Genomic DNA, 21,379 nt, shown 5'->3' with positions numbered 1-21,379 from the left:
TAAACAAGGCAAAAAGTTGGTGGGATATAAAGTTTTATTATAAAAATCTTCTTGCCGGGACGAAGAATACATAAAATATTCTAAACATATGCCGCAATTTTATCGTAATCTTGATCTCAATAACTTTTTAAGATCGTTATTTGTCAAGATATAATTACAGTATGCGTGAAATATTTGTCGAGCTCAATTAATCTATCTAGCAATATAATTAAGAATATATTAATTCTGTATATTTAGTTTCCGATGTTCTATTTTTTAAAAAATTTTTTAGGTAGGCTTGACAAGTGGACAAATATTTATAATCATTTTAAAAAAACAAGTTTTACTATTTAATTAATGTTATATACAAACAATTTTAAATTGCCGGTTATTATCGTTTATAAAAATAATTATAAATTTATATAGAAAACAATATAAAGTATATTATATCAATTGTAATAAGACTTAAAGATACTATTTTTAGCAGTAAGTATTAAAATTATGCAATATAAATTTTTGAAGAATACTTAAACAGTATCACTAAGTTTATTAGTAAAAACAATATCTTTATTTTTTATTAAATCAATACAAATAAAATCCTAAGTTATTCTCTTTTTTTTAAACCTAAATATTTTTAACTGTGAAAAAACAGTTCCTTGACTAACAGAATTTACTACTTTATATACTTAGACTAGTTGCTTTACTCTTATTAGGTATTTCCTGTAAGTGTTCAATAATTTGTAATATTAAAATTGATTTTTTTTCTGCAATTTAGTTTATTTTTTATATTTGTTATTTGTTTTTATTGTTCATTGATTATCTGTTGAAGTTATTTTTATTGAGCTTGATTTTTCACTAATCGCTGTATGGTGTAGGACAATTTGAATTGGGTTTGATATAAGAGATACTGAATTGTTTTTAATTCTTTACGCCCTTTTAAAATAATGAAGGCTCGCCATTCGAGGATATCCCAAACTATTTTTGACAATTCTGTTTGATTCATAACCTATCTGTTTGATTCATAACCTATCTGTTTGATTCATAACCTAATAATTTATCTGCTCTCTGACAGTTTCGAACAACACTGTCCACAATATAAGGCTCAGATTTTATATTACCCGGACGTAACTTAATCTCAGTAAGTTATCTTTCTTTTGATGATTGCTTTAAGCGATTATCTCTTGTATAATGATAAAAGTAATAAAATTTATTGATCAAAGTTAGATCTTAATTGATTTCAAGAATTTTGTAACTAAAATTTATTTTAGTTATAGAGTCTTCGCAGATCTGCTTATAATGAAAGATTAGATATTTGCAAATAGCCTGAGGATATTTTAAGTATATTTCTCCAAAGAGTTGAACCAAACACTGTAGGGGTTGAAAGGTGCGGGTGATAGACTCATAAACGTCAGCCCCATGACGAATTATAACTAAAAGTAAAGGGTTTAGTCCGTAATTAGACAGATAAATGTCCTGCTCCAATAAAAAACTCGGTGTCAAAATGTTATTTTCCGTAGGACTGTCAATACAGTCTCAGTCCAATACGGAATAATGAGATTATAGTTATACCTTTGAGATATGGTAGGCAAACAGTTCATCTGTTACCCATAGGTTTTTGGACAAAATTATCAACCTGATATTCAGTTCAAAGATTAAGCCAGTGCTGTGCTTGATAAACAATAGGACCGACAGCGGACAGAGGATTGACTTTCGATAGGATGAGATTGCCTGGAATACTCCCTAAACATCAGTTAACTAATGTTCCTCCTGAACGAAGATAGGCATAAATAACAGGAATTTTTATTGGGTAATTATAATTGTTTATGATGTCAAATGGATTAGGAGTTGTTCATAAGGTTCATCTGTTCATTCCTAAGTGTACTCTTGTTCGATCAAAACTAGACCATTGATAGACAGTTTTTCTCTCAACTTAGGTTATTCAAACAGACAAATAATGGTATAAATATACTTATGTATCCCATTGGATCTCATGGCACTTAAGGAAAACGTTCTCATCTGAGTTTTTCCCTGAATGGGAGGGTAGGGAAAAACTCAGATGAGACTATAATAATCTTCATCGGCGATCACTGATTGAAAGATGCCTGGATAATTCTAGCAGCATTTATTTTAATAGCAATAACTAGAAAACCTTAACTCTTTCAATTATGCTATAATATGGCGTAACTGCCGCGTTGGTGGCTGCCAATAAAGTTTTTTGATCTATGCTTTGTAAGTTTAGGGAGCTGACAGCTTTTTGTGGTAGTAAACCGGGCTTGTACTCGGAAACGAAAATAAAATGCATCAGTGCCCACCTGGTCCGTCCAGGTCATAAACTGAGGTAAAACGGCACGGCAGTCTTTTAATCAAATTAAAATCTGAAAGCGATTTGTATTCAAATCGATTCAGGTAAAAAAACTAAAAAATATTGGTTACAGAAAAGAATAAAGCCATACTCCATAGATATTCTTAATAGAAACTAATAATTAAGACCAATCAACCTCATAAGTAGCAGGGTGGTTTAAAGTCAATTATATTCGGTTATGGTGTTGTCGATTATCTCCTTAAAAGTAATATAAGTTTAACTATGGGTATTTTAATGTAAAGATACAAAATAATTTTCTTTTTTAGTGTTTATTTAGAGGCTCTTATTTTGATTTGTTCAGACCTGTCAGAATGAGTATCTTTGTTAGATAAAGAATCTTAAGACGTAGCGTGGTAGTGATAGCGTCAATTGGTAGAGTCTCGAGAAAGTGAAAAGTAAAATATTTTTCTTATCTTTTTATCTCCAAGCCTTACTATATGTCAGTCAAAGATCAAGTTAGCCACTATACAATCAACATATAAATGATTAGCTACAGTGCTTATGAACTGGTTTCAAAAACTCAAAAACAACTATCTCGCTCGTTTTGGAGCAACTATATTAATATTTTTCTATATTTCAGTAATTTTAGCGGATTTTATTGCTCCCTACAATCCCTATGTTTCTCAAGTTGACGGGTCTTTATTACCCCCGACCCCCATCTACTGGACAACTCCAGACGGTAAGTTTATTGGGCCTCATATCTACCCCACAACTCAAAGTCCGACAGACGTAGAAACAGGAGAACGGTCTTTAAATGTCGATTTTGAAAATCCTACACTTATTCGTCTGTTTATTAAAGGTGACCGTTATCAACTGTTTCAAATTCGTCTCCCTTTACCCCCCACTTTTGAAGAAGTGGAACTGTTTCCTGGGATACCTGTTGATCGCCATTTATTTGGGGCGCTGGGAAAGGCTAAATTAAACCTCCTCGGAACTGATGAACAGGGACGAGATGAATTTAGTCGATTACTATTTGGCGGAAGAATTAGTCTATTTATTGGCTTGGTAGGAATTTTAGTTTCTTTTCCTTTAGGTATACTTGCCGGAGGAATTTCTGGCTATTTTGGGGGTTGGTTAGATATGGTATCAATGCGTCTGGTAGAAGTATTAATGACTATTCCAGGAATTTATCTGTTAGTTGCCTTAGCGGCAGTTCTTCCCCCCAGTTTAAGCAGTGCACAACGATTTTTACTCATTATTCTTATTACTTCTCTCATTAGTTGGTCTGGACTAGCAAGGGTGATTAGAGGTCAAGTTCTCTCTCTCAAAGAACAGGAGTTCATCCAGGCAGCAAAGGCGATGGGAGCAACCCCTGGGCGAATTATTGTTCGTCATGTCTTACCTCAAACCGCCACCTATATCGTCATCTCGGCCACTCTTGCTATCCCTGGATTCATTGTGGCTGAGTCTGTGTTGAGTCTTATTGGTTTAGGAATTCAACAACCCGATCCCAGTTGGGGAAATTTACTTTCAGTAGCTACTAATGCCTCGATTCTTATTCTACAACCTTGGTTAATTTGGCCACCTGCCCTTTTGATCGTTCTTACCGTTTTATCCTTTAACCTACTTGGTGATGGACTACGTGATGCTCTAGATCCTCGTTTCCTTAAAAATTAGTACTCTTGCAATTGGAACGATTTTATATGTCTTTATTATAGTTGAATAAAATCTCTTGGCTCTTATAAAAAGTCAAGGAGGTTTTGTATATAAAAAGGGTAATTATTATTTTAATTATTGCTAAAAAATAACTTATAGTTTGCAGTTTATTTAGATTGTTTAAATAGACTTTGTAAGTAAAACTAGTATTTTTTGAGTAACAACTGATTTCCTCTCCCTAAAATGAGTTGAGTATAAGCCATGTTGATAGAAACCATAGAATTAATTATCTATACCGACGGTCGAGTTCAAGAGGATATTATAAATGTTGTTGGAGTCTCTTATCAAGAGGTGACTGTAACAATAGAAACTTAATTGGGACGAGTTCTATACTAATGAGAAAACTCTACAGGATCACACTCAACCAGTCGATTAATTCGTAAAAATAACCAATCAATTGAGATGGTAATTGATTGGAAGGAAGGTACCGAAAAGGACAAAACAACACCGCCGAAATGGTGATTGAATAAGATAAAAATTTACGACATAGAATTTCGCTTTTTTATTAGAAAATTCATAATTTCTCTTTTTTTGAGAATTAAAAAGAGAAATTATGAATTTTCTTGACATATAGGACTAAATTTGGTTGTAAAAACCTACTTAAATTTGGAGCAAGACAAAATTATTTGGAAAGGTGAGACGAACAGAAGATATAAAAATTAGATTTAGTATGAAAGTAGATGCCATTCCACCGAAAAACACCTAAGCGATTGAAGAGAAAGCCCCTAGTACTCTGTTAAATCATTGACTGCTAATTAAAACTCTCTAACTTATAAAGTTGCAAAAACTTTGCGTGCTGTTTCTAAGGTTCGATCAATATCCTCATCACTATGAGCTAAGGAAGTAAAACCCGCCTCAAATTGAGAAGGAGCTAAATAAACACCATGTTCGAGCATTCTCCTATGAAAAAGACTAAATTTACGTAGGTCAGACTTTTTTGCATCATTGTAGTTACGAACAGGTCCTTCTGTAAAAAATAGTCCGAACATAGCCCCGATACCACTCCCATAAATAGCATGACCTGCTTTTTGAGCAATTGTGATGAAGCCATCACTCAGCTTGTGGGTAATTCTACTTAAATATTCATAGGTCCCCGGTTTTTGTAGCAATTTAAGAGTCTTAATCCCCGCAGTCATAGCTAAAGGATTACCTGATAAGGTTCCCGCCTGGTACATAGGACCCACTGGTGCCACCATTGCCATAATATCCCTACGTCCTCCATAAGCTCCCACGGGCAAACCACCACCGATAATCTTACCTAACGCGGTTAGATCAGGAGTAACACCAAATTTTTCCTGAGCTCCTCCATAAGCTAAGCGAAATCCAGTCATTACTTCATCAAATACTAGTAAAGCCCCGTATTCTTTAGTTAAGTCCCTCAAACCCTCTAAAAATCCCGCATCAGGAGTTAACAGGCCGGAATTACCAACAACCGGCTCTAAAATAACTCCTGCGATTTCATCAGAATTTTTGGCAAACAGGGTTTTAACCGCTTCTAAATCGTTATAAGGAGCCGTTAAAGTGTCTCTAGTCGTGGTTTTAGGAATTCCTGGGGAGTCAGGTAAACCTAAGGTTGCAACCCCTGACCCTGCTTTGACTAAGAACATATCAGCATGGCCATGATAGCACCCTTCAAATTTAATTATCTTATCGCGTCGAGTAAATGTCCGGATGAGACGCAAGATAGACATACAAGCTTCTGTCCCTGAATTGACGAATCTGACCATCTCTATACTAGGAACAGCTTCAATAACCATTTCTGCCAAGATATTTTCCTGAAAAGAAGGCGCACCAAAACTAGTTCCTTTTTCTAAAGCTTCATGGAGGGCTGCAATGACTTCGGGATGAGCATGGCCACAGATAGCCGGTCCCCAGGTTCCTACATAATCAATATACTGGTTGCCATCTACATCCCAAATATAGGCTCCCTTAACGCGATCAAAAACAATCGGCTGTCCACCAACAGATTTAAACGCTCGTACCGGGGAACTGACCCCACCAGGCATTAATTTTTGGGCTGCGGTGAAAATTTCTTCTGATTTCGTGGTTGTGAATAATACTGTACTAACCACTATTGTCTCCTTTCTGTTGGTAATTAGGCAACTTTGTCTTGTTTGACAATTAAAGTATGGGTTATCTTAACACTTAACACTAATTGCCTAAACTTAATTATCTTACGAGTACACGAAGACCACTCATGAGGTTTATAAAAAATTATTGTCCTTAATAGAGTATTTGTTCTAAATTTTGGTTATTATAAAAATAAGGAAATTTAGAGCTCAATTTCAACGTAAAACCTTAATATTCACCGGAATTCTACCTGATTTCAGAGAACTAATTTGTTGAAAAGCACCTCGAGACAAATCAATGTTACAACGGCAGCGATCCACAACTCGAACAATGGTGCTTTTACCATTTTTACGGTTTGTCACCTTTACTCTTGTACCAAATGGAAGGGAAGGATGAGCCGCCAAAGGTAGATAATTGTTGAATATTACTCCTGATGCGGTTTTTTTGCCGTGATAGTGAGAAGAATAATAAGTTGCTGTTTGAGCCTGTCCAGGAGCTGCAGTCAACGCTATCATCAAAGTAGACACCAACAGTTTTTTCATTGTGAAGATAACTCCTCATACAGATAACCCAAGTTAATATACTCAGTTTTCTTACATTTGTCTAGTTAACAACACGTCGCACGATGATTGCCAGCAGTAGTTATTCTTCGGGTGTGCTTTAACTAGACAAATCTTGACTAACAAGAGTTGGGTTTTCATGAATTAGGAGTTAATTGCTAAATTTTCTGAAATTACTCACTCGAGCAATCCATTTTGAATCTCCCAAATTCTCCCGTTTTTTGTTTTCCATCATTTAAATCCTTCCTAATTTTAAGGATTCAGTCTCGTGTTTACCTGTTTCTCATATTCCTGTTTTTATTAGGTTCAAACATTGCCTGTAACCGTAATTCTGCTCAAACAAACCAGGCTAATTTAGTTAAAACTAGTCCGATTCAATTCGTTCAACAGGGGATTGCAAAAAGTCGTCAGGACGATTTTAAAGGGGCTGCTAGGGACTTTACTAAAGCTGTTGAAAAAAATCCTAATGATGTTAATGCTTATTTTAATCGGGGGTTTGCATATAGCCACTTAGGGAAATTTGAATTGGCATTGGGGGATTTCAGCCGAGCCCTCGAACTCGATGCCAAACTAGTTGAAGCTTATGTTAATCGAGGTAACGTCTACTTACACCTAGGAAAAGATGAACAAGCGATCACCAATTACGTAAAAGCCCTTAAATTTAATCCTAATGATGCTTTTGCTTATAATAACCTGGGATTAGCCTATTTAAACCTAGGGCAGGTGGATCTGGCTCAAAATAACTTTACTGAGGCAATTAAACTTAAGCCAGACTATGGAGAAGCCTATTTCAACCGTGGACTAGCCTTATCTGATCTCGGACAGAGTCAAAAAGCGATTGCCGATTTTGAAAAAGCTGCTCAAGTGTGGAAACAACAGGGGTATGATCAAGGTTATTACGCAGCCGTTGAACAAATTAAAGCCCTAGAAGTAAGAAAATAATTGAAGCTTTATACAAACTATGTTGCCTTGATCATCACTTCTTATGAATGAACTAAGGTGAAACTTCTTCACCATTTCAAGGCTTATTTTTCCTTGATGTGTAGAATACAAGCCCAACTTACCTTTTAATTCTAAATCGAGAGAATGTCTTCCAGGTAGATAGGTATGAGCACTCAGTCAAGCAAAAGATTCAACAAAACAGTTCAAAGACTTCGATTTCTAAAATGTTCAATCTTAGAGATATTTTTAAGTTGATCATTAACCATTTCAATTATAAGACATTTAACAACTAATATTTAGTTAGTCAGTTTAACTAAATTTAACCTTATCTTATGTTGATGATAAAGAGTCACTTGAAGTCTTTTTGGACAGAGTCTTTTAAAGAGATTTTTAGAAAAATACCCTCATTATTTCAATAATTTACGAATTAAATACTATCTTAACTTAAGAACTACTTTCCGGTCATCTACTTCACCTGAAGTTAACTTATAAGTCAATGATTTACCGTATTTGTTAATAATCAAAAGTAGTTTAACTCCCTAATTCAATACTATATAAGTTTGTCCTCAAAAAACTCAATATCTAAAATTTGTGTATACACTACTGCTAGTCTCTTATAAGACTAGAAATAGTGTATAGTCTATAAAATTAGCTGTGTAACTTATCTTTTATAAACCAGTAAACAATAGCAAAAAACATCGTTATTTAGAGCATAAGCTTCACGAAACGATTATCGCTGGTATAGATAGAAAATGATTTCTTACAAAAGGCGTAACTTTGCTTGTTCTTAAACAAGGACTACATTTTTACCTTCAATAAATACCTATCTTAGTAGCAAGTTACGGCTTACCTTTCCTTCCATAAATTTCTGTAGAACTCATATTATTCTATTAATTGTCTGCTCTTTATCTTTAGCGATTAATATTATCTTTCCAGACAGAGTAATTTAAGTTCATCTGCTCCAATATTTACCGTAGAGATAATAAAATCAAAGGAATTTACAATAATTTAAATTGCTTCTAGAGCACGGGGATTAACAAAATGATCAATCTCTGATTGACAGACTCTTTCTTCCTTTTCAAGATTACTACAAAATGCTGTCATCTGATATCCTCAAATCTAAAGACATTCACTGCATTGAATGATACAGTGAAAACCTAGAATTCCGCCGCCGCAAAATAAAAATTTAGCCGTTTCTCGGTTAACCTCATAGGGCAGAGAAATAACCAAAGTATGATGGGAGAAATTTTTATTTTTCGACAAAAACAACATAAATAAAGCACGAACTCGAAAACTAGCCAAGTACTACTGGCTGCTCAATTTTTAGAATAGTTACTTTATATTCGACTGCTTCAACAGTTTTTACTACTTCATGCTCAGGAAGAAAGAGATACTAAGTTAGTTTGCAGTCATTATTTAAGTATACCTAGATGATCATGACAGATACCACAAAGTTAAATCTTAAGTTCAATATCTTCATCTTCTAGCACCTCTGAATTATATCTAAAATTTTAATTATTGATAGGATTCATAAGCTGCATAGCTCTTTGTAGTAGTATTTTCCTCATTATTTTAAATTTTGTTAGATCTTTCTCAAAGCTAAATAAAGTTTAGTTACTAAGATGGGGATACAATTTTGGTTTTATGAGTCAGGAAAATTCTTGGTAACTTTTAATATCAATTAAGATAAAGATTGACATTAGTAAAATCACTTAACTTTTGCTGATATTTGTATTGATTGTTATAGTTATCGGAGTAATCAATAATTTTGGCATTCAATATTTTGGGCAAACCCTAGTGTATTGTGTTGTTTTTAATAGACCTCTGATATTTTTAAACTTATGACTTGAGTGTTATTTTTCTTGATTAAACCCAGAACTAATTACTCAGCTTTTGCTAGAAGTTTATTTAAAATTTAAATTAAATTAATTATTAGTTATTAGACTACTCTCATCTTTATGAGATATTAAGTTTTTAAATTTTGCTTACTATGAAGAAGTATTAATATAAATATCGTGAATTTACTCTTTCCCAGCTTTGATGATTAGTATTTTTGTTTCTAATTCTCCGGTTTTCACTTTAGGCACAGGGTTATTAGAAAGAGATAAACTTTTACCAGGCTTTTACATTTTAAAAATGCTATCATTAGAGACGGCTGCTGCAATTGTTAAACAGAGATTACAAAAACAACAATAGAATAAAGTAACTTAAGAATAAATTAAGTACTAAATTAGGATTTAATGCTGAACCGTAGTTACAAGCGAACTTAGAGTAAGAAAATGGTTAAAGTATTTATGATAGCTGGATCGGCCTTAGCCGGATTAGGAGTAGTTGGAGGCGCATTTGCTCGTCATAGTTTAAAAAATCGACTAAGTGATCACGCCTTAGATATTTTTGAGACGGGAATTAAGTATCAAATGTATCATTCCCTAGCCTTGTTGTTGGTCATGTTACTATTAACTATCAAACAAAATTATCCTTTTAGTTTATTATGGGCTGGATATGGATTTCTCGTAGGAATATTTATTTTTTCAGGGAGTCTTTATGCCCTTAGCTTAACTGGAATTAAATGGTTAGGGGCAATTACTCCGATTGGTGGGGTGGCATTTATTGTTGGATGGGGAAGTTTAGTTATTACTGCTTGGAATTGGAAATAAATTTTAAAAGTACTGTATTTTGAAATATTTAATCTAACGACAGATTTGTTTGATTAAAATTTAAATGATGCTATTACTTATTAATTCGAACATATTGCATGTCTGTGATGGTTAGGTTTCCTTCCTAATCAGAAAAAAGCTCTGATGCCTTTAATAAATCTTATTTTAAACAATCTGATTTTTAAGTAGATAATATATACGTATTCGTAAAATTTATATCTTGGTAATAAGATTAATAGCTATTTTTTATAGGTTTAATTTCTAATGGATTGATCAATAATTATATTATTAAATGCATAAAGATGAGTTAAGAACTGTGTCAATAAGATATGTTATCATCAGTTTTAGAAAATTAGTTGCATAAAGTTTTCTGGCTTTGTAAATACTATTTTAGAGTCATAAAGATCATTCTCATTACTAAATATCTCTGCTAGTTGCAGAAAAATAACCTTATCATTTCTGTTAGTCGTATTAAATGTTTTTATTTCTAATTTTGGAGTAATTATGATACTCTCTTCTAATTATCTATCAGATGAAATCTAATTATATTCTATACAGTAAAATGTACTATCAACTTGTGGACTAATACTATTATTATAACTACGAATGATGATGTTTACGTCATAGTCAATGGTAGTCAATAGTCGTAAAGGACTACGACTGGGCTTATATTCCTCATATTTATGTTTATAAAACTGAAATTTATCGTAGCTATACCTCCCATTTTCAATGGTAACTCCTCACTATCACTAAAGAATCTCTTTCAGACACAATTGAACATTATCAAATGGTGCAGGACATTCTGGAATTCCTTAATTATAGTTTTATCTAGAACTTTGGGCAGGAACTAGAAATAACGTAAAGACTATTGATTGAGATAGTCGACTGAAAACGAAGACTTGTAACTCTGTGAGGAAGAATTAGCTATTCAGAAACATCAAAAGGCTGAAGTCAAAAGGTAAAAATCTAAACGTTTAGCTGTTAGGTTACGTGCTGTCGGGGTAAAGCCTAAACTTTAAAAAACTTTTCATGAAAAACATCTTAAATTTGTTATTGAAAAATCTTGGTTCAAAAATCTCTCCTTTTAGGGCATAATATGCTAAACTATTTTAAGTTCGATGACATCAAAGGCGATAGAAAACCGGGTTAAATTTCTTATTCCGCAATTTTTAAATCTCTAACCATTACTGCTAAAAAAGCAAAAAGCGTAAGACCAAATAGGTAAGAGCAAATTAGAAATTAAATAGGGTAAGGCATACCCGAGTTTACGCTCCCGCTCCGGGGTTGGTATGTCATAGACTTGCTGTCAAAGGTATAGAACTGTAAGGACAAAGTCGGCAATGCTGGCAGAAGCAAGGTTAAGCCCGGCGGGGGTCCGCTCAGTCTTAAGCAGTAGAGGATTGATCCGCTCATTGTTAGTGCTGGTGTAGCTCAGTGGTAGAGCAGCTGATTTGTAATCAGCTGGTCGCAGGTTCAAATCCTGTCACCAGCTTTGGGCCTTAGTTTGTTCAATAAACACTATATATGCCGTAATTTTCATCAATAAATTATCGATATCTGTTTTTGGCTTCAAAAATCATTCAACTTTGGCTAATCTTTCAGTATTTTCTTAAGTCCATTAGAAGATTAAACTTCTTTATGATGGTCAATGTTTTTTATGCATGAGGAAAGTTAAAATTTTTGGGGAACAAGATAGAAGTCGAGTCCTGATTGTCTTGTTGATATCGTTAATCATTATTATGGTCCTCTTGATCATGCCGGAATTAACTACACAAAGGCTACGGAAAATACCACTGGGTGTCAGCTTAGAGAACCTTTGTTAGGGACATAGAAGTATTTTGTGAAGTGTAAGTAGATGAGCTTAAATAAACCTAGAATAGAAAAATACAAAAGTAGTAGAACAAGAGTGTTCACCAAATAGTGGACTGCCTAAAAATTCAGCTAAGAGAATGAGAAAAACTAGAACTGTCAAGGTTGACTCACAACCCTAAAATTCCCGTTATAATAATAACATAAACATTATTTTTAAATACGAAAGGATGAAAAATTTAAGGAACTGCAGACTAGACTGAATTATCAAAATATATAATTAAGAAAGCGATTTATAGATAAATTATTCGAGAAGTATAATAATTGTAAATTTTTCTGAGAAGTAGCAGATAAAGAATAAGGTAATTCTAGCAATTTTAAGATAGATAACTTTCTATTTTTAAGGTCAATCTCTAATTGCTAATTTATTTTTGTAAGAAAGTTTTTTGCTACTTAAACTGCAAGAAATACAAATTACTGTTAGATCTATTTTTAAAAAAAGCTATTACTATTCCATTTATTATCTAATAATAAGCAACTGCTAGTACTTCTAAATTCAAGATTTAATTGGTTTAAAAAATAATGTTCACTATAGTATAGTATTTAATTTAAATAGAAAACCCTACTAGAATATTAGTAATTATATAGATGATATCTTGTGATGAGGTTTTTATTAAAAATAAAATTATTTTTATATTTTTACGAAAAAATGTCAAGATTATAGTTTTGACTTGAAAAAGTAATTGACATTTTATTTGTATATCAAGACATTAGATAAACTTCTAAATTTATTAGAATTATGATTTAAAATTACACGCGTAAAAATTAAGGAACAAAGCAATTGTAATAATATTCTCATAAGTTAAGTACAAAGGGCATAATTTTATTTATAAACTCGCCTAACAAAAAACAATTTTAGTTACGAAGCTGGACACATAATGATCTTTCAGAAGAAAGCTTAACTCACCTTTTTATGTTTGTAAAACTTTAAAACTAGTATAACTAAAATCGTAAATATATTCAGTTACTAGCATAGAGACGACAAATGCGTTTTATAAAAGCTGGGTTAAGTAAGTTACTCTAAATAAACATTAAAAATACACTTCATTTCTATATTTAAGTAAATATGGTTAATTTTATATTATTTTAATCGTCATTTTTTAGAGTAACTGTTTTAAGCAATACTTTGTTTAAATGTCTTAGCTAAGACATAATTTTGGCAATTTAATATTTTTTATTATGATGCTATTACCTTTTCTTATATTTAGTTCAGAACTATACAACAGTTTAGTATAAAACATGGAAAGACTCATTTTTACTTACTATTATTTCAGTTAGTTTTTAACTAAACTGTTGTATTTATTTGTAGTATTTTAAACTTTTTTTGATGACATATATTAATTCTAATCCTCACTTTTGCTTGTTTCTAGTTTCAGACTTTTACTCTTAAATTGTACCCGTTATTCCCGAAGTAAATTTAAATTTATTCTCTTATTAAACAATCTTGAATAATTATTGACTATAATAAGTTCTTTTATTCTTTTCCAAGAGCTCTTCAAGAGATCTTAATATTTTACCCTATACAGGTTATTTTTTTAACTTCTCGTAGAATCTATCTAGAAAGTATTTTTTAAAAAATCCAACCCAATATGTAATTTCTTTAACTTTTCATGCTCTTGTATTCAAATATAATATCCTTACTCTCGTTATGCTAAAAATCTTCAGAGCACAGGCTAAGTCTAATGGGTTTTGCTTTTCTAATTTTCTTCGCTGAACTTTTAGGTAAACTTACATCTAGAGATTACTTTTAAAAACCTACTTTTCTGTTTTAGAATTATCTTACTATCAGTAAAAATCTTCAAATTAAAATCAATCAAATACTATTGGGATTTACTCCTTACCCTAAGACTAGCAATCCAAATGATAGCTTGAGTGGAATAAATAGACACAGGAAGAGAAAAGGCTACGGGAAACTAGTAGCCTTTCATTTCATTAATTAGGATTTTATTTGTCTTTTAACCAACTAAACATAGCCCTTAAATTTTTTCCTACTTTTTCAATTAAATGCTCGGCTTCTTGACGACGCATGGCAGTAAAACCTGGTTTACCTGATTGATTTTCCAGTACAAATTCTCGTGCAAACTGTCCTGACTGAATTTCGCTGAGAATTTTTTTCATCTCAGCACGGGTTTGCTCAGTAACAATGCGAGGTCCACGAGTTAAATCCCCATATTCGGCAGTATTGGAAATACTATTGCGCATATTAGCTAATCCACCTTCTACAATAAGATCGACAATTAATTTAACTTCGTGGAGACATTCAAAATAAGCTAATTCTGGTTGATATCCTGCAGCTACTAAAGTTTCAAAACCGCCCTTAATCAAAGCACTTAAACCGCCACAAAGAACAACCTGTTCTCCAAAAAGATCCGTTTCAGTTTCTTCTCGAAAGGTAGTTTCAAGAATTCCCGCACGAGTCCCACCAATCCCTTTAGCATAAGCCATAGCGTGATCACGGGCTTGTCCAGTAGCATCTTGATACACAGCAAACAAACAGGGAACCCCTTCCCCTTGTTCATAGGTACGTCGAACTAAGTGACCTGGACCTTTAGGAGCAACCATCACCACATCAACATTAGGAGGGGGAACCACTTGTCCAAAGTGAATATTAAATCCATGGGCAAAAGATAACACTTTTCCTTCGGTTAAATTAGGTTCTATTTCATTAAGATAGACAGTTTTCTGAACTTCGTCGGGCAACAGAATCATAATCCAATCTGCTGCTTTAGCTGCTTCGGCAACATTTAGAACCCTTAATCCTTTATCTTGGGCTTTTTGAACGGATTTACTCCCTGGATACAACCCCACAATAACGTCTATGCCACTATCTTTGAGGTTGAGGGTATGAGCATGACCTTGGGAACCATAACCGATGATCGCAATGGTTTTACCAGCTAAAAGATCTAGGTTGGTATCTGTATCATAGTACATCCGAGCCATGGGGTTGTCTCCTTGTTGCAAGTTTTAATCTTTTCTGAACTTACTATCATACTTAACTATTAGGAAGTTTAGATTATAATTTTTTTAAACTTAACGAGGAACAGCGATCTAGACTTGTTGAGTTAAAAAATACGTTAATCTTAGGTTGATTTCTGCAATATTTTTCTTCTGCAATTCCTTATTTTGTAATAAAAACTATAAAATAGTAAATCCTGTTTTCAATTTTTTATGAAGAGAAATGGCTATTTTTCATAAATTAAACCTTATTCTTTAATTAATCAAAAGCTAACTATAAAATGTATATTTTTACTAAATTAAAATTATTATCTAACCTCTAAATTTTTTTTCTATGACATTAATTAACAATTCCCTGGGAAGAAAACGGCTAGAATTCACAATAAATTGATTACTGAGACCACCAGGGACAGTATTAGATTTTCTGTTTTCAAGGGCTTTAAGAGCATCTTTGACAACTTCTTTAGCCGAGGTTAAACTACCGTTATTTTTATTAGTAAAACTGTCTGGAAAATCCGCTGCTTCAAAAAAATTGGAATCTGTCGGACCAGGACATAACGCGAGGATATTAATATTTCTTCCTTTGTTTTCTGCCCACAACGCTTCAGAAAAACTGAGAACAAAGGCCTTTGTTGCCGCATAAACCGATAAATAAGGCAAGGGCTGAAATCCGGCAATAGACGCAACGTTAATAATATTCCCCGTTCCTCGTTGTTGCATCTCCGATAAAAATAAATAGGTTAACTCCACCAAAGCAACTATGTTGAGTTGGATCATTTCCGCTTGGCGGGATAATTCCCGTTGGGTAAACGCTCCATAATCTCCAACTCCTGCATTATTAACCAAAAAATCAACGTTTAATCCTTTCTCTGTTATAGTATCATAGACTTTCTTGGCAGCTTGTTGTTCAGTTAAATCTTGTACAATTACATCTACTTTTATAGGAACTTGATGTTGTAACTTTTCGGCAAGTTGGTATAGTTTATTCTGGGAACGGGCAACTAAAATTAAATTTATCTGGCGCATCGCTAATTCTTGAGCAAAGGCTGTTCCAATGCCAGAAGATGCACCAGTAATCAAAGCCGTTTTCATGGTCATCCTACTCAAATCTAGTGAGAGTCACTTTACCTTAAGGATTGTAACGCATGATCAAATTGATCACCGGGAAGATTGACATTTATGGAAAACTTGGCTCTATTGAGTTACTACAGCAACTAACCAATCAATTGTCCGTCGATGTTTAATGAAGGGTGCTTCTACTAAATCTCTGATGTTGACGAAATTTCTTCAATCTCTGTCCGACTTATGGAGATCGCAACAACGCCGGTTCTCTCTATCTTTGATGGATCGCTACATTGGAGGCGAACTTATTCCTCCGTTTATCTTTAGCGTGGGACTGGTTTCGTCGTTAGGGGTGGCGATTGGTTATTTATCAGATTTAGTAAATAAAGTGGTGGAGTCAGATCTTCCCCTAATGCAAGCCCTGGAGGTTTTACTTTTAAAAGTACCTGAATTCACCGCCTATGCCCTACCGATCTCAGTTATGTTAACTACGTTACTAACCTATGGACGTCTTAGTAACGATAGTGAATTAATCGCATTACGCGCTTGTGGCGTGAGTCTGTATCGTATAATTGCTCCTGCTTTGGTTTTTAGTTTATTAATCACAGGTATTACCTTTGTGTTTAGTGAATTAGTTGTCCCTGGTGCTAATTACCAAGCTACATCTATCTTAGTTGAATATCTAAAAGAAGAACATCCTTTTTGGCAAAAGAAGGATATTTTTTATCCTAACTATGAAGTAGTATATTTGCCAAATGCAGAAACAGTTAAACGATTAAAATATTTATTTTATGCTGAGAAATTTGACGGTCAGTATATGAAGACCTTGACAATTTTAGAATGGACAGGAACTAATCTCAACAAAATAGTTGTGTCCGATTCAGCTACTTGGAATTCTAAAGAAAATACTTGGGATTTTTTCAATGGAACAATTTATAAACTAGCTCCTGATGCTTCCTACAGAGATATGTCTTCTTTTAAACATTGTCAGTTAGCTTTAACTAAAGCTCCCTTTGAATTCGCTCTTCAAGGTCGAGATCCCTATGAAATGAATATCATTCAAGCTCAACAATACATGAAACTATTGAGAATGATTGGGGATGAAAAAAACTTGCGAACCTTTCAAGTGCGAATCCAACAAAAACTTGCTTTTCCTTTTATTTGTATTGTTTTTGGTTTAGTGGGCTCAGTTTTAGGGGTAAGGCCTCAGCAGATGGGGAGAGCTACCAGCTTTGGCTTTAGTGTGGTGATTATTTTTATTTATTATATTTTGGGATTTATTATCGGTAGTTTAGGATTAATGGGTATTATTTCTCCCTTTATGGCTGCATGGTTGCCTAATTTTCTTGGCTTAGGAATGGGATACTGGTTACTGTATCATTTCGCTAAATCCTAAATTTTCCCTAGTCTTGCTTTCAGCATAGAACGAACAAGGGATAAAAATACTGTTATGGACTATTTGCATGTTGGTTTTCATTTGTTTATATCGGTGCGTTACCAATGATAAACTTCCCTGAGTCTTGAAAACTTGAAGAAACTTATTAATTATTTGTATCTGAATGTTAATAATTATGAAACCCGCTAAGATAGATTACATATAAAATTTTCGAAAAAATGATAAACTCCCCACCTAATGAATCAGAGTTACTGACAAGAATCCTTAAGCTTTTATTAGAAGACTTTCAATACTGGTTTTTCCGCACACAAACTTTATTAGAATCTGAAAGAATTACTTTACTTTCCCCTGAAGAACAAGACGATCTGCTCGCCAGGGTTGATAAGAGCAAGCAAGAAGTGATTACGGCTCAAATATTATTTAAAGCGACCGATCAAAAAGCGGGAATTGATACGGCTATCTTAGTCCTTTGGCACAAATTAGTGGCAGAATGTTGGCAAGTCTCCATGCAGTGGCGATTATACAAAGCAAATAAGAATTAAGTTCCCCCTGGTGTTATTCCAAGATCCAGAAATCTAATCTACAAAGTGATAATTATTACTCACGATTATTAGTAAGCTAGTCAAGTAAATCTTAATTAATTTTGATTACCTCGACCACTATATAAACCTTACGTGACTATTGCTTGTTATAAGATTTCAATGTTACATCTACTCTACATTCTGGCGTTTACCGTGGTTGCATTTTTTGTTGTCAGTAATTTAATTTGAAGTTTAATTAAGGTTAGTATTGATTGCCCAGATCGTTATACACCGAAGAGAAATACTTCAATAAATCGAAAAATAAATCGGAAAAATGCTCAAAAAACTGTTTATCTTGAGTTACTAGATAAGATAGAAAATCCTACCGATGAACTATTCATTATTAATTAGTAATGCGTTCGGTGAGGGTTGAAGATGTGAGATAACAGCTTGATGCTTTGTACAATTTGTCACCGAGTCAATCTTCAGGGAAAGAAAAAGAAAGCTAAAAAAGAGAGTTAAAACATTGGGCAACAATTCCTATGAAACTAAAACCTTAGATTGTTTAAAGTTAGCAACCACTTCTCACTGAGAAAATTAAACATTATTATACTCTTGGTCTAGACTTATTCTATTGTCAGAATCAACAAGTAAGGATTATTTGAACATAATATGCTTCTCCTATACTTAATGACGACCAAAAAGTCTTATGCCTTGTTAGCTCGCTTAGGTACAATCTCTGTTCTTGGTAAAAAAGAATAAGTCCTCATCTGAACTGTAATCTACCAAAGACTATATCTTGTAACTAACGCACAGTTTATCCCAAGCTGTCAGGAGAATTAATTAATTGAAATATAATATATCTATCTACATAGGTTTACGTCGAACCTCAATTTTGTTAAATTTTGATATCTTAGCAATCACTTTAAGAAACGTCAAACTTCTTTTACTATTCCTAATCTCAATCAACGGGATTGTCCTGGTTTAACCCTAACAGGACAGTTGCAACAAGTTGCCGTCGAATTTTTCAACTCTCTAACTTCTATTACCTTCATTGGTTTTAGTTTAGAAGGGTTAACTACAGCATAGTTAAGGTAAAAATATTCTTAAGTACAAAAGTTAATGTCACTTGCCTCTAAGTTTTAGTTTTTTAACCGTCCATTAGAAATATATAGAGAAAATGGAAGTCAAATAATGGCATGAGACGGAAGAGTCGTCAGCTTACCCTACGAGGAACAGTGCTTGCTTTCTCTAGATTACTAATCTGTCACCTATACCAGTCAATATTCAAGTCAACAGTCTTCCTGTCCTAGTTTTACATGATAAACATAATTAAATTGTCCCAATTGCCCACAGTTCAGATTAAAATGAGCAACATTATTGGGGAAAATTAAGAATTTGTGATAGAGATTGTAGACTTATCAATGTTGGTTGCGGAACAAATTGATTTTAGTGACTATTTAGTAATTTTGTGAGTTAACTTTATATTAAGATCAATTACATATTATTTAGATCAATTATGGAAATTCAACTAACAGAGTATGGTCAGCGTCGAGAACGCTTTATGAAAAAAATCGGTACTGGAACTGCGATTTTTCGCAGTTCCAGTACCGTAGTTATGCACAATGATGTGGAACATATTTTTCGTCAAGATAGTGATTTTTTTTACCTTACGGGATTTAATGAACCTGAAGCCGTAGCAGTATTAGTTCCCCAGCACGAAGAACACCATTTTGTGCTTTTTGTTCAACCGAAAGATCCTGAACAAGAAACTTGGACAGGTTATCGTTGTGGTGTAGAAAAAGCTAAAGAGTTCTATGGTGCAGATGAGGCATATTCCATTAATGAATTAGATAGCAAGCTACCCCAATACATTAAAAAAGCTGACCGTATCTATTATCATCTCGGACCGGATAAGAATTTTAATGATATGATTTTGTCCCATTGGCAACGGTTAATGGCAGCGTATTCAAAGCGGGGAACTGGGCCCATTGCCATTGAAGATCCCAACCCTATTCTTCACCCCATGCGTCAGGTAAAAAGTCTTACTGAGTTAGAGATGTTACGCACAGCGATAGGCATCTCAGTCATTGCTCATAACCGAGCTAGAAAATTTGTTCAAGTAGGACATTATGAGTACGAAATCCAGGCAGAAATAGAACATACCTTCCGTATACATGGATCTATGGGCCCAGCTTATCCTTCTGTTGTAGCATCAGGAGCCAATACCTGCGTCCTCCACTATATTGAAAATTGTCGTCAAATTCAAGAAAATGAGTTGCTCTTGATTGATGCGGGTTGTTCCTATGGCTATTACAATGGAGATATTACCAGGACTTTTCCCGTTAGCGGCAAATTTACAGGGGAACAAAAGGCCATTTATGAGTTGGTTTTAGAAGCACAATTGAAGTCCATAGAATCGGTTATACCTGGGAAACCTTATAACGAGTTTCATGACAAGGCAGTCTGTATTTTAGTCCAAGGATTGATTGATTTAGGGTTACTGAAAGGAGATTTAGAAGAAATTATTAAAGAAGAAAAATATAAACCTTTTTATATGCATCAAACTGGCCACTGGCTAGGGTTAGATGTTCATGATGTGGGGATTTATAAACAGGGAGGAGGAACTTGGCAACTGTTAGAATCTGGTCATCTGCTGACGGTTGAACCTGGAATTTATATTAGTCCTAATATAAAACCTACTGAAGGACAACCAGAAATTCCTGAACGATGGCACGGTATTGGCATTAGAATAGAGGATGATGTATTAGTAACAAAAACAGGTCATGAAGTTTTAACTGCTGGAGTTCCTAAAATGATTGATGAGATTAGTTTGTAAGTATTATTGTGGACTCTGACGCCGATCAAATGTTTAATTCGATAAAGTTATTATTTATAACATTTATTAATAGCGAGGTCGAGAACAAGTGAAAAATGTTGATTATTACAGATAGCTTAAATATAATTGTGCCATTGATCGGCATAACATAAGTCATCGTTAAAAAGTTTTAATGTCAAGCACCACTATGATACTTTATCTAGAAGCTTTTGCTGACTTAAACAATACTACAAAGTTTTTTCGAAATTTTGATGCATATAAATTACGTGTACTATTTTGTATATTTATACATAGTGAAAATTATACATTAACAAACTACGTAAAATATATTTTGTCTAGAAAAGACAAGGTAATTGCTATGTATTAGACTAACTTGGAATTGTTCGGTAATGAGCAAATATTTTAATAAATAAGTAGACCATATTTTAGTTTAAATGCTCTAAAGTAGACTTATACTTAATTCCAAGAAATAATTCTATTTGGATTGAATACTAACTATCAATTAACTATG

The 21,379-nt window shown here is 33.6% G+C and carries 15 protein-coding genes, 1 tRNA gene and 1 other RNA gene; 10 read left to right on the top strand and 7 right to left on the bottom strand.

Going from position 1 to position 21,379, the window contains the following annotated elements; all coding sequences use genetic code 11:
• Nucleotides 1-814: 814 nt before the first annotated feature.
• Nucleotides 815-982, bottom strand: a complete 168-nt coding sequence (locus tag ETSB_RS09875) for a hypothetical protein (protein WP_171816391.1) — start codon at nucleotides 980-982, stop codon at nucleotides 815-817.
• 1,175 nt (nucleotides 983-2,157) lie between these two features.
• On the opposite strand from ETSB_RS09875, the gene ssrS reads away from it, so the two are divergent.
• The 3 genes from ssrS to ETSB_RS09580 all read left to right on the top strand — a co-directional run bounded on the left by ssrS (nucleotide 2,158) and on the right by ETSB_RS09580 (nucleotide 4,312).
• A non-coding RNA gene (gene ssrS, locus ETSB_RS08995) (6S RNA) lies at nucleotides 2,158-2,341 on the top strand.
• Nucleotides 2,342-2,842: 501 nt separating this feature from the next.
• Nucleotides 2,843-3,958: an ABC transporter permease gene (locus ETSB_RS03330; RefSeq protein ID WP_044106283.1), complete on the top strand. Its 1,116-nt coding sequence runs from the start codon at nucleotides 2,843-2,845 to the stop codon at nucleotides 3,956-3,958.
• A 240-nt stretch (nucleotides 3,959-4,198) separates the two neighbouring features.
• Nucleotides 4,199-4,312 (top strand): DUF2997 domain-containing protein, encoded by a 114-nt coding sequence (locus ETSB_RS09580; protein ID WP_145972228.1) that lies wholly within the window; start codon nucleotides 4,199-4,201, stop codon nucleotides 4,310-4,312.
• A 455-nt stretch (nucleotides 4,313-4,767) separates the two neighbouring features.
• On the opposite strand, the gene hemL is transcribed toward ETSB_RS09580, so the two are convergent.
• Together hemL and ETSB_RS03320 are read right to left on the bottom strand one after the other, a co-directional pair.
• The gene (hemL, locus tag ETSB_RS03325) at nucleotides 4,768-6,069 is read right to left on the bottom strand and encodes a glutamate-1-semialdehyde 2,1-aminomutase (protein WP_044106282.1); all 1,302 of its coding nucleotides are present in this window, start codon (nucleotides 6,067-6,069) and stop codon (nucleotides 4,768-4,770) included.
• A 213-nt stretch (nucleotides 6,070-6,282) separates the two neighbouring features.
• The gene (locus ETSB_RS03320; protein ID WP_044106280.1) at nucleotides 6,283-6,609 is read right to left on the bottom strand and encodes a septal ring lytic transglycosylase RlpA family protein; all 327 of its coding nucleotides are present in this window, start codon (nucleotides 6,607-6,609) and stop codon (nucleotides 6,283-6,285) included.
• Nucleotides 6,610-6,822: 213 nt separating this feature from the next.
• Between ETSB_RS03320 and ETSB_RS03315 the strand changes: the two genes are divergently transcribed.
• Nucleotides 6,823-7,569: a tetratricopeptide repeat protein gene (locus ETSB_RS03315; RefSeq protein WP_044106279.1), complete on the top strand. Its 747-nt coding sequence runs from the start codon at nucleotides 6,823-6,825 to the stop codon at nucleotides 7,567-7,569.
• A gap of 203 nt (nucleotides 7,570-7,772) precedes the next feature.
• Here the strand turns inward: ETSB_RS03315 and ETSB_RS10850 are convergent, their stop codons facing one another.
• Nucleotides 7,773-7,865, bottom strand: a complete 93-nt coding sequence (locus ETSB_RS10850; protein ID WP_408643874.1) for a transposase — start codon at nucleotides 7,863-7,865, stop codon at nucleotides 7,773-7,775.
• Nucleotides 7,866-8,688: 823 nt separating this feature from the next.
• Nucleotides 8,689-8,871 (bottom strand): hypothetical protein, encoded by a 183-nt coding sequence (locus tag ETSB_RS09570; RefSeq protein ID WP_145972227.1) that lies wholly within the window; start codon nucleotides 8,869-8,871, stop codon nucleotides 8,689-8,691.
• Between the two features lie 977 nt (nucleotides 8,872-9,848).
• Here ETSB_RS09570 and ETSB_RS03310 point away from each other — a divergent pair.
• Complete coding sequence (locus ETSB_RS03310) at nucleotides 9,849-10,226, top strand: DUF423 domain-containing protein (RefSeq protein WP_044106278.1); 378 nt, start codon at nucleotides 9,849-9,851, stop codon at nucleotides 10,224-10,226.
• Nucleotides 10,227-11,646: 1,420 nt separating this feature from the next.
• Nucleotides 11,647-11,718, top strand: a tRNA-Thr gene (locus ETSB_RS03305).
• A 2,321-nt stretch (nucleotides 11,719-14,039) separates the two neighbouring features.
• Here ETSB_RS03305 and ilvC read toward each other — a convergent pair.
• Both ilvC and ETSB_RS03295 read right to left on the bottom strand, forming a co-directional pair.
• Nucleotides 14,040-15,035, bottom strand: coding sequence for a ketol-acid reductoisomerase (gene ilvC / locus ETSB_RS03300; RefSeq protein ID WP_044106275.1), 996 nt, complete (start codon nucleotides 15,033-15,035; stop codon nucleotides 14,040-14,042).
• A gap of 327 nt (nucleotides 15,036-15,362) precedes the next feature.
• Nucleotides 15,363-16,142, bottom strand: a complete 780-nt coding sequence (locus ETSB_RS03295) for an SDR family NAD(P)-dependent oxidoreductase (RefSeq protein ID WP_171816390.1) — start codon at nucleotides 16,140-16,142, stop codon at nucleotides 15,363-15,365.
• A 178-nt stretch (nucleotides 16,143-16,320) separates the two neighbouring features.
• Between ETSB_RS03295 and ETSB_RS03290 the strand changes: the two genes are divergently transcribed.
• The 4 genes from ETSB_RS03290 to ETSB_RS03280 all read left to right on the top strand — a co-directional run bounded on the left by ETSB_RS03290 (nucleotide 16,321) and on the right by ETSB_RS03280 (nucleotide 20,868).
• Nucleotides 16,321-17,508, top strand: a complete 1,188-nt coding sequence (locus ETSB_RS03290) for an LptF/LptG family permease (RefSeq protein ID WP_044107593.1) — start codon at nucleotides 16,321-16,323, stop codon at nucleotides 17,506-17,508.
• 218 nt (nucleotides 17,509-17,726) lie between these two features.
• A complete protein-coding gene (locus tag ETSB_RS03285) occupies nucleotides 17,727-18,050 on the top strand; it encodes a DUF2605 domain-containing protein (RefSeq protein WP_044106271.1) in 324 nt (107 codons plus the stop codon).
• A gap of 159 nt (nucleotides 18,051-18,209) precedes the next feature.
• Nucleotides 18,210-18,278: a DUF2973 domain-containing protein gene (locus ETSB_RS10845; protein ID WP_408643873.1), complete on the top strand. Its 69-nt coding sequence runs from the start codon at nucleotides 18,210-18,212 to the stop codon at nucleotides 18,276-18,278.
• Nucleotides 18,279-19,548: 1,270 nt separating this feature from the next.
• Nucleotides 19,549-20,868 carry an aminopeptidase P N-terminal domain-containing protein gene (locus ETSB_RS03280; protein WP_044106268.1) on the top strand — a complete coding sequence of 440 codons (1,320 nt, stop codon included), beginning with the start codon at nucleotides 19,549-19,551 and terminating at the stop codon, nucleotides 20,866-20,868.
• Nucleotides 20,869-21,379 lie beyond the last annotated feature (511 nt).

The sequence above is a fragment of the cyanobacterium endosymbiont of Epithemia turgida isolate EtSB Lake Yunoko genome, from assembly GCF_000829235.1.
Taxonomy (GTDB): domain Bacteria; phylum Cyanobacteriota; class Cyanobacteriia; order Cyanobacteriales; family Microcystaceae; genus Rippkaea.
The sequence above is the reverse complement of the archived record's forward strand: the minus strand, read 5'-3'. Positions and strand labels throughout refer to the sequence as shown.

What these genes read in the sequence shown, in the direction of transcription:
- ETSB_RS09875 (WP_171816391.1), bottom strand. Translation starts at nt 982, where the DNA reads ATGAATCAAACAGAATTGTCAAAAATAGTTTGGGATATCCTCGAATGG.
- ETSB_RS03330 (WP_044106283.1), top strand. Translation starts at nt 2,843, where the DNA reads ATGAACTGGTTTCAAAAACTCAAAAACAACTATCTCGCTCGTTTTGGA.
- ETSB_RS09580 (WP_145972228.1), top strand. Translation starts at nt 4,199, where the DNA reads ATGTTGATAGAAACCATAGAATTAATTATCTATACCGACGGTCGAGTT.
- ETSB_RS03320 (WP_044106280.1), bottom strand. Translation starts at nt 6,609, where the DNA reads ATGAAAAAACTGTTGGTGTCTACTTTGATGATAGCGTTGACTGCAGCT.
- ETSB_RS03310 (WP_044106278.1), top strand. Translation starts at nt 9,849, where the DNA reads ATGGTTAAAGTATTTATGATAGCTGGATCGGCCTTAGCCGGATTAGGA.
- ilvC (WP_044106275.1), bottom strand. Translation starts at nt 15,035, where the DNA reads ATGGCTCGGATGTACTATGATACAGATACCAACCTAGATCTTTTAGCT.
- ETSB_RS03295 (WP_171816390.1), bottom strand. Translation starts at nt 16,142, where the DNA reads ATGAAAACGGCTTTGATTACTGGTGCATCTTCTGGCATTGGAACAGCC.
- ETSB_RS03290 (WP_044107593.1), top strand. Translation starts at nt 16,321, where the DNA reads ATGTTGACGAAATTTCTTCAATCTCTGTCCGACTTATGGAGATCGCAA.
- ETSB_RS03285 (WP_044106271.1), top strand. Translation starts at nt 17,727, where the DNA reads ATGATAAACTCCCCACCTAATGAATCAGAGTTACTGACAAGAATCCTT.
- ETSB_RS03280 (WP_044106268.1), top strand. Translation starts at nt 19,549, where the DNA reads ATGGAAATTCAACTAACAGAGTATGGTCAGCGTCGAGAACGCTTTATG.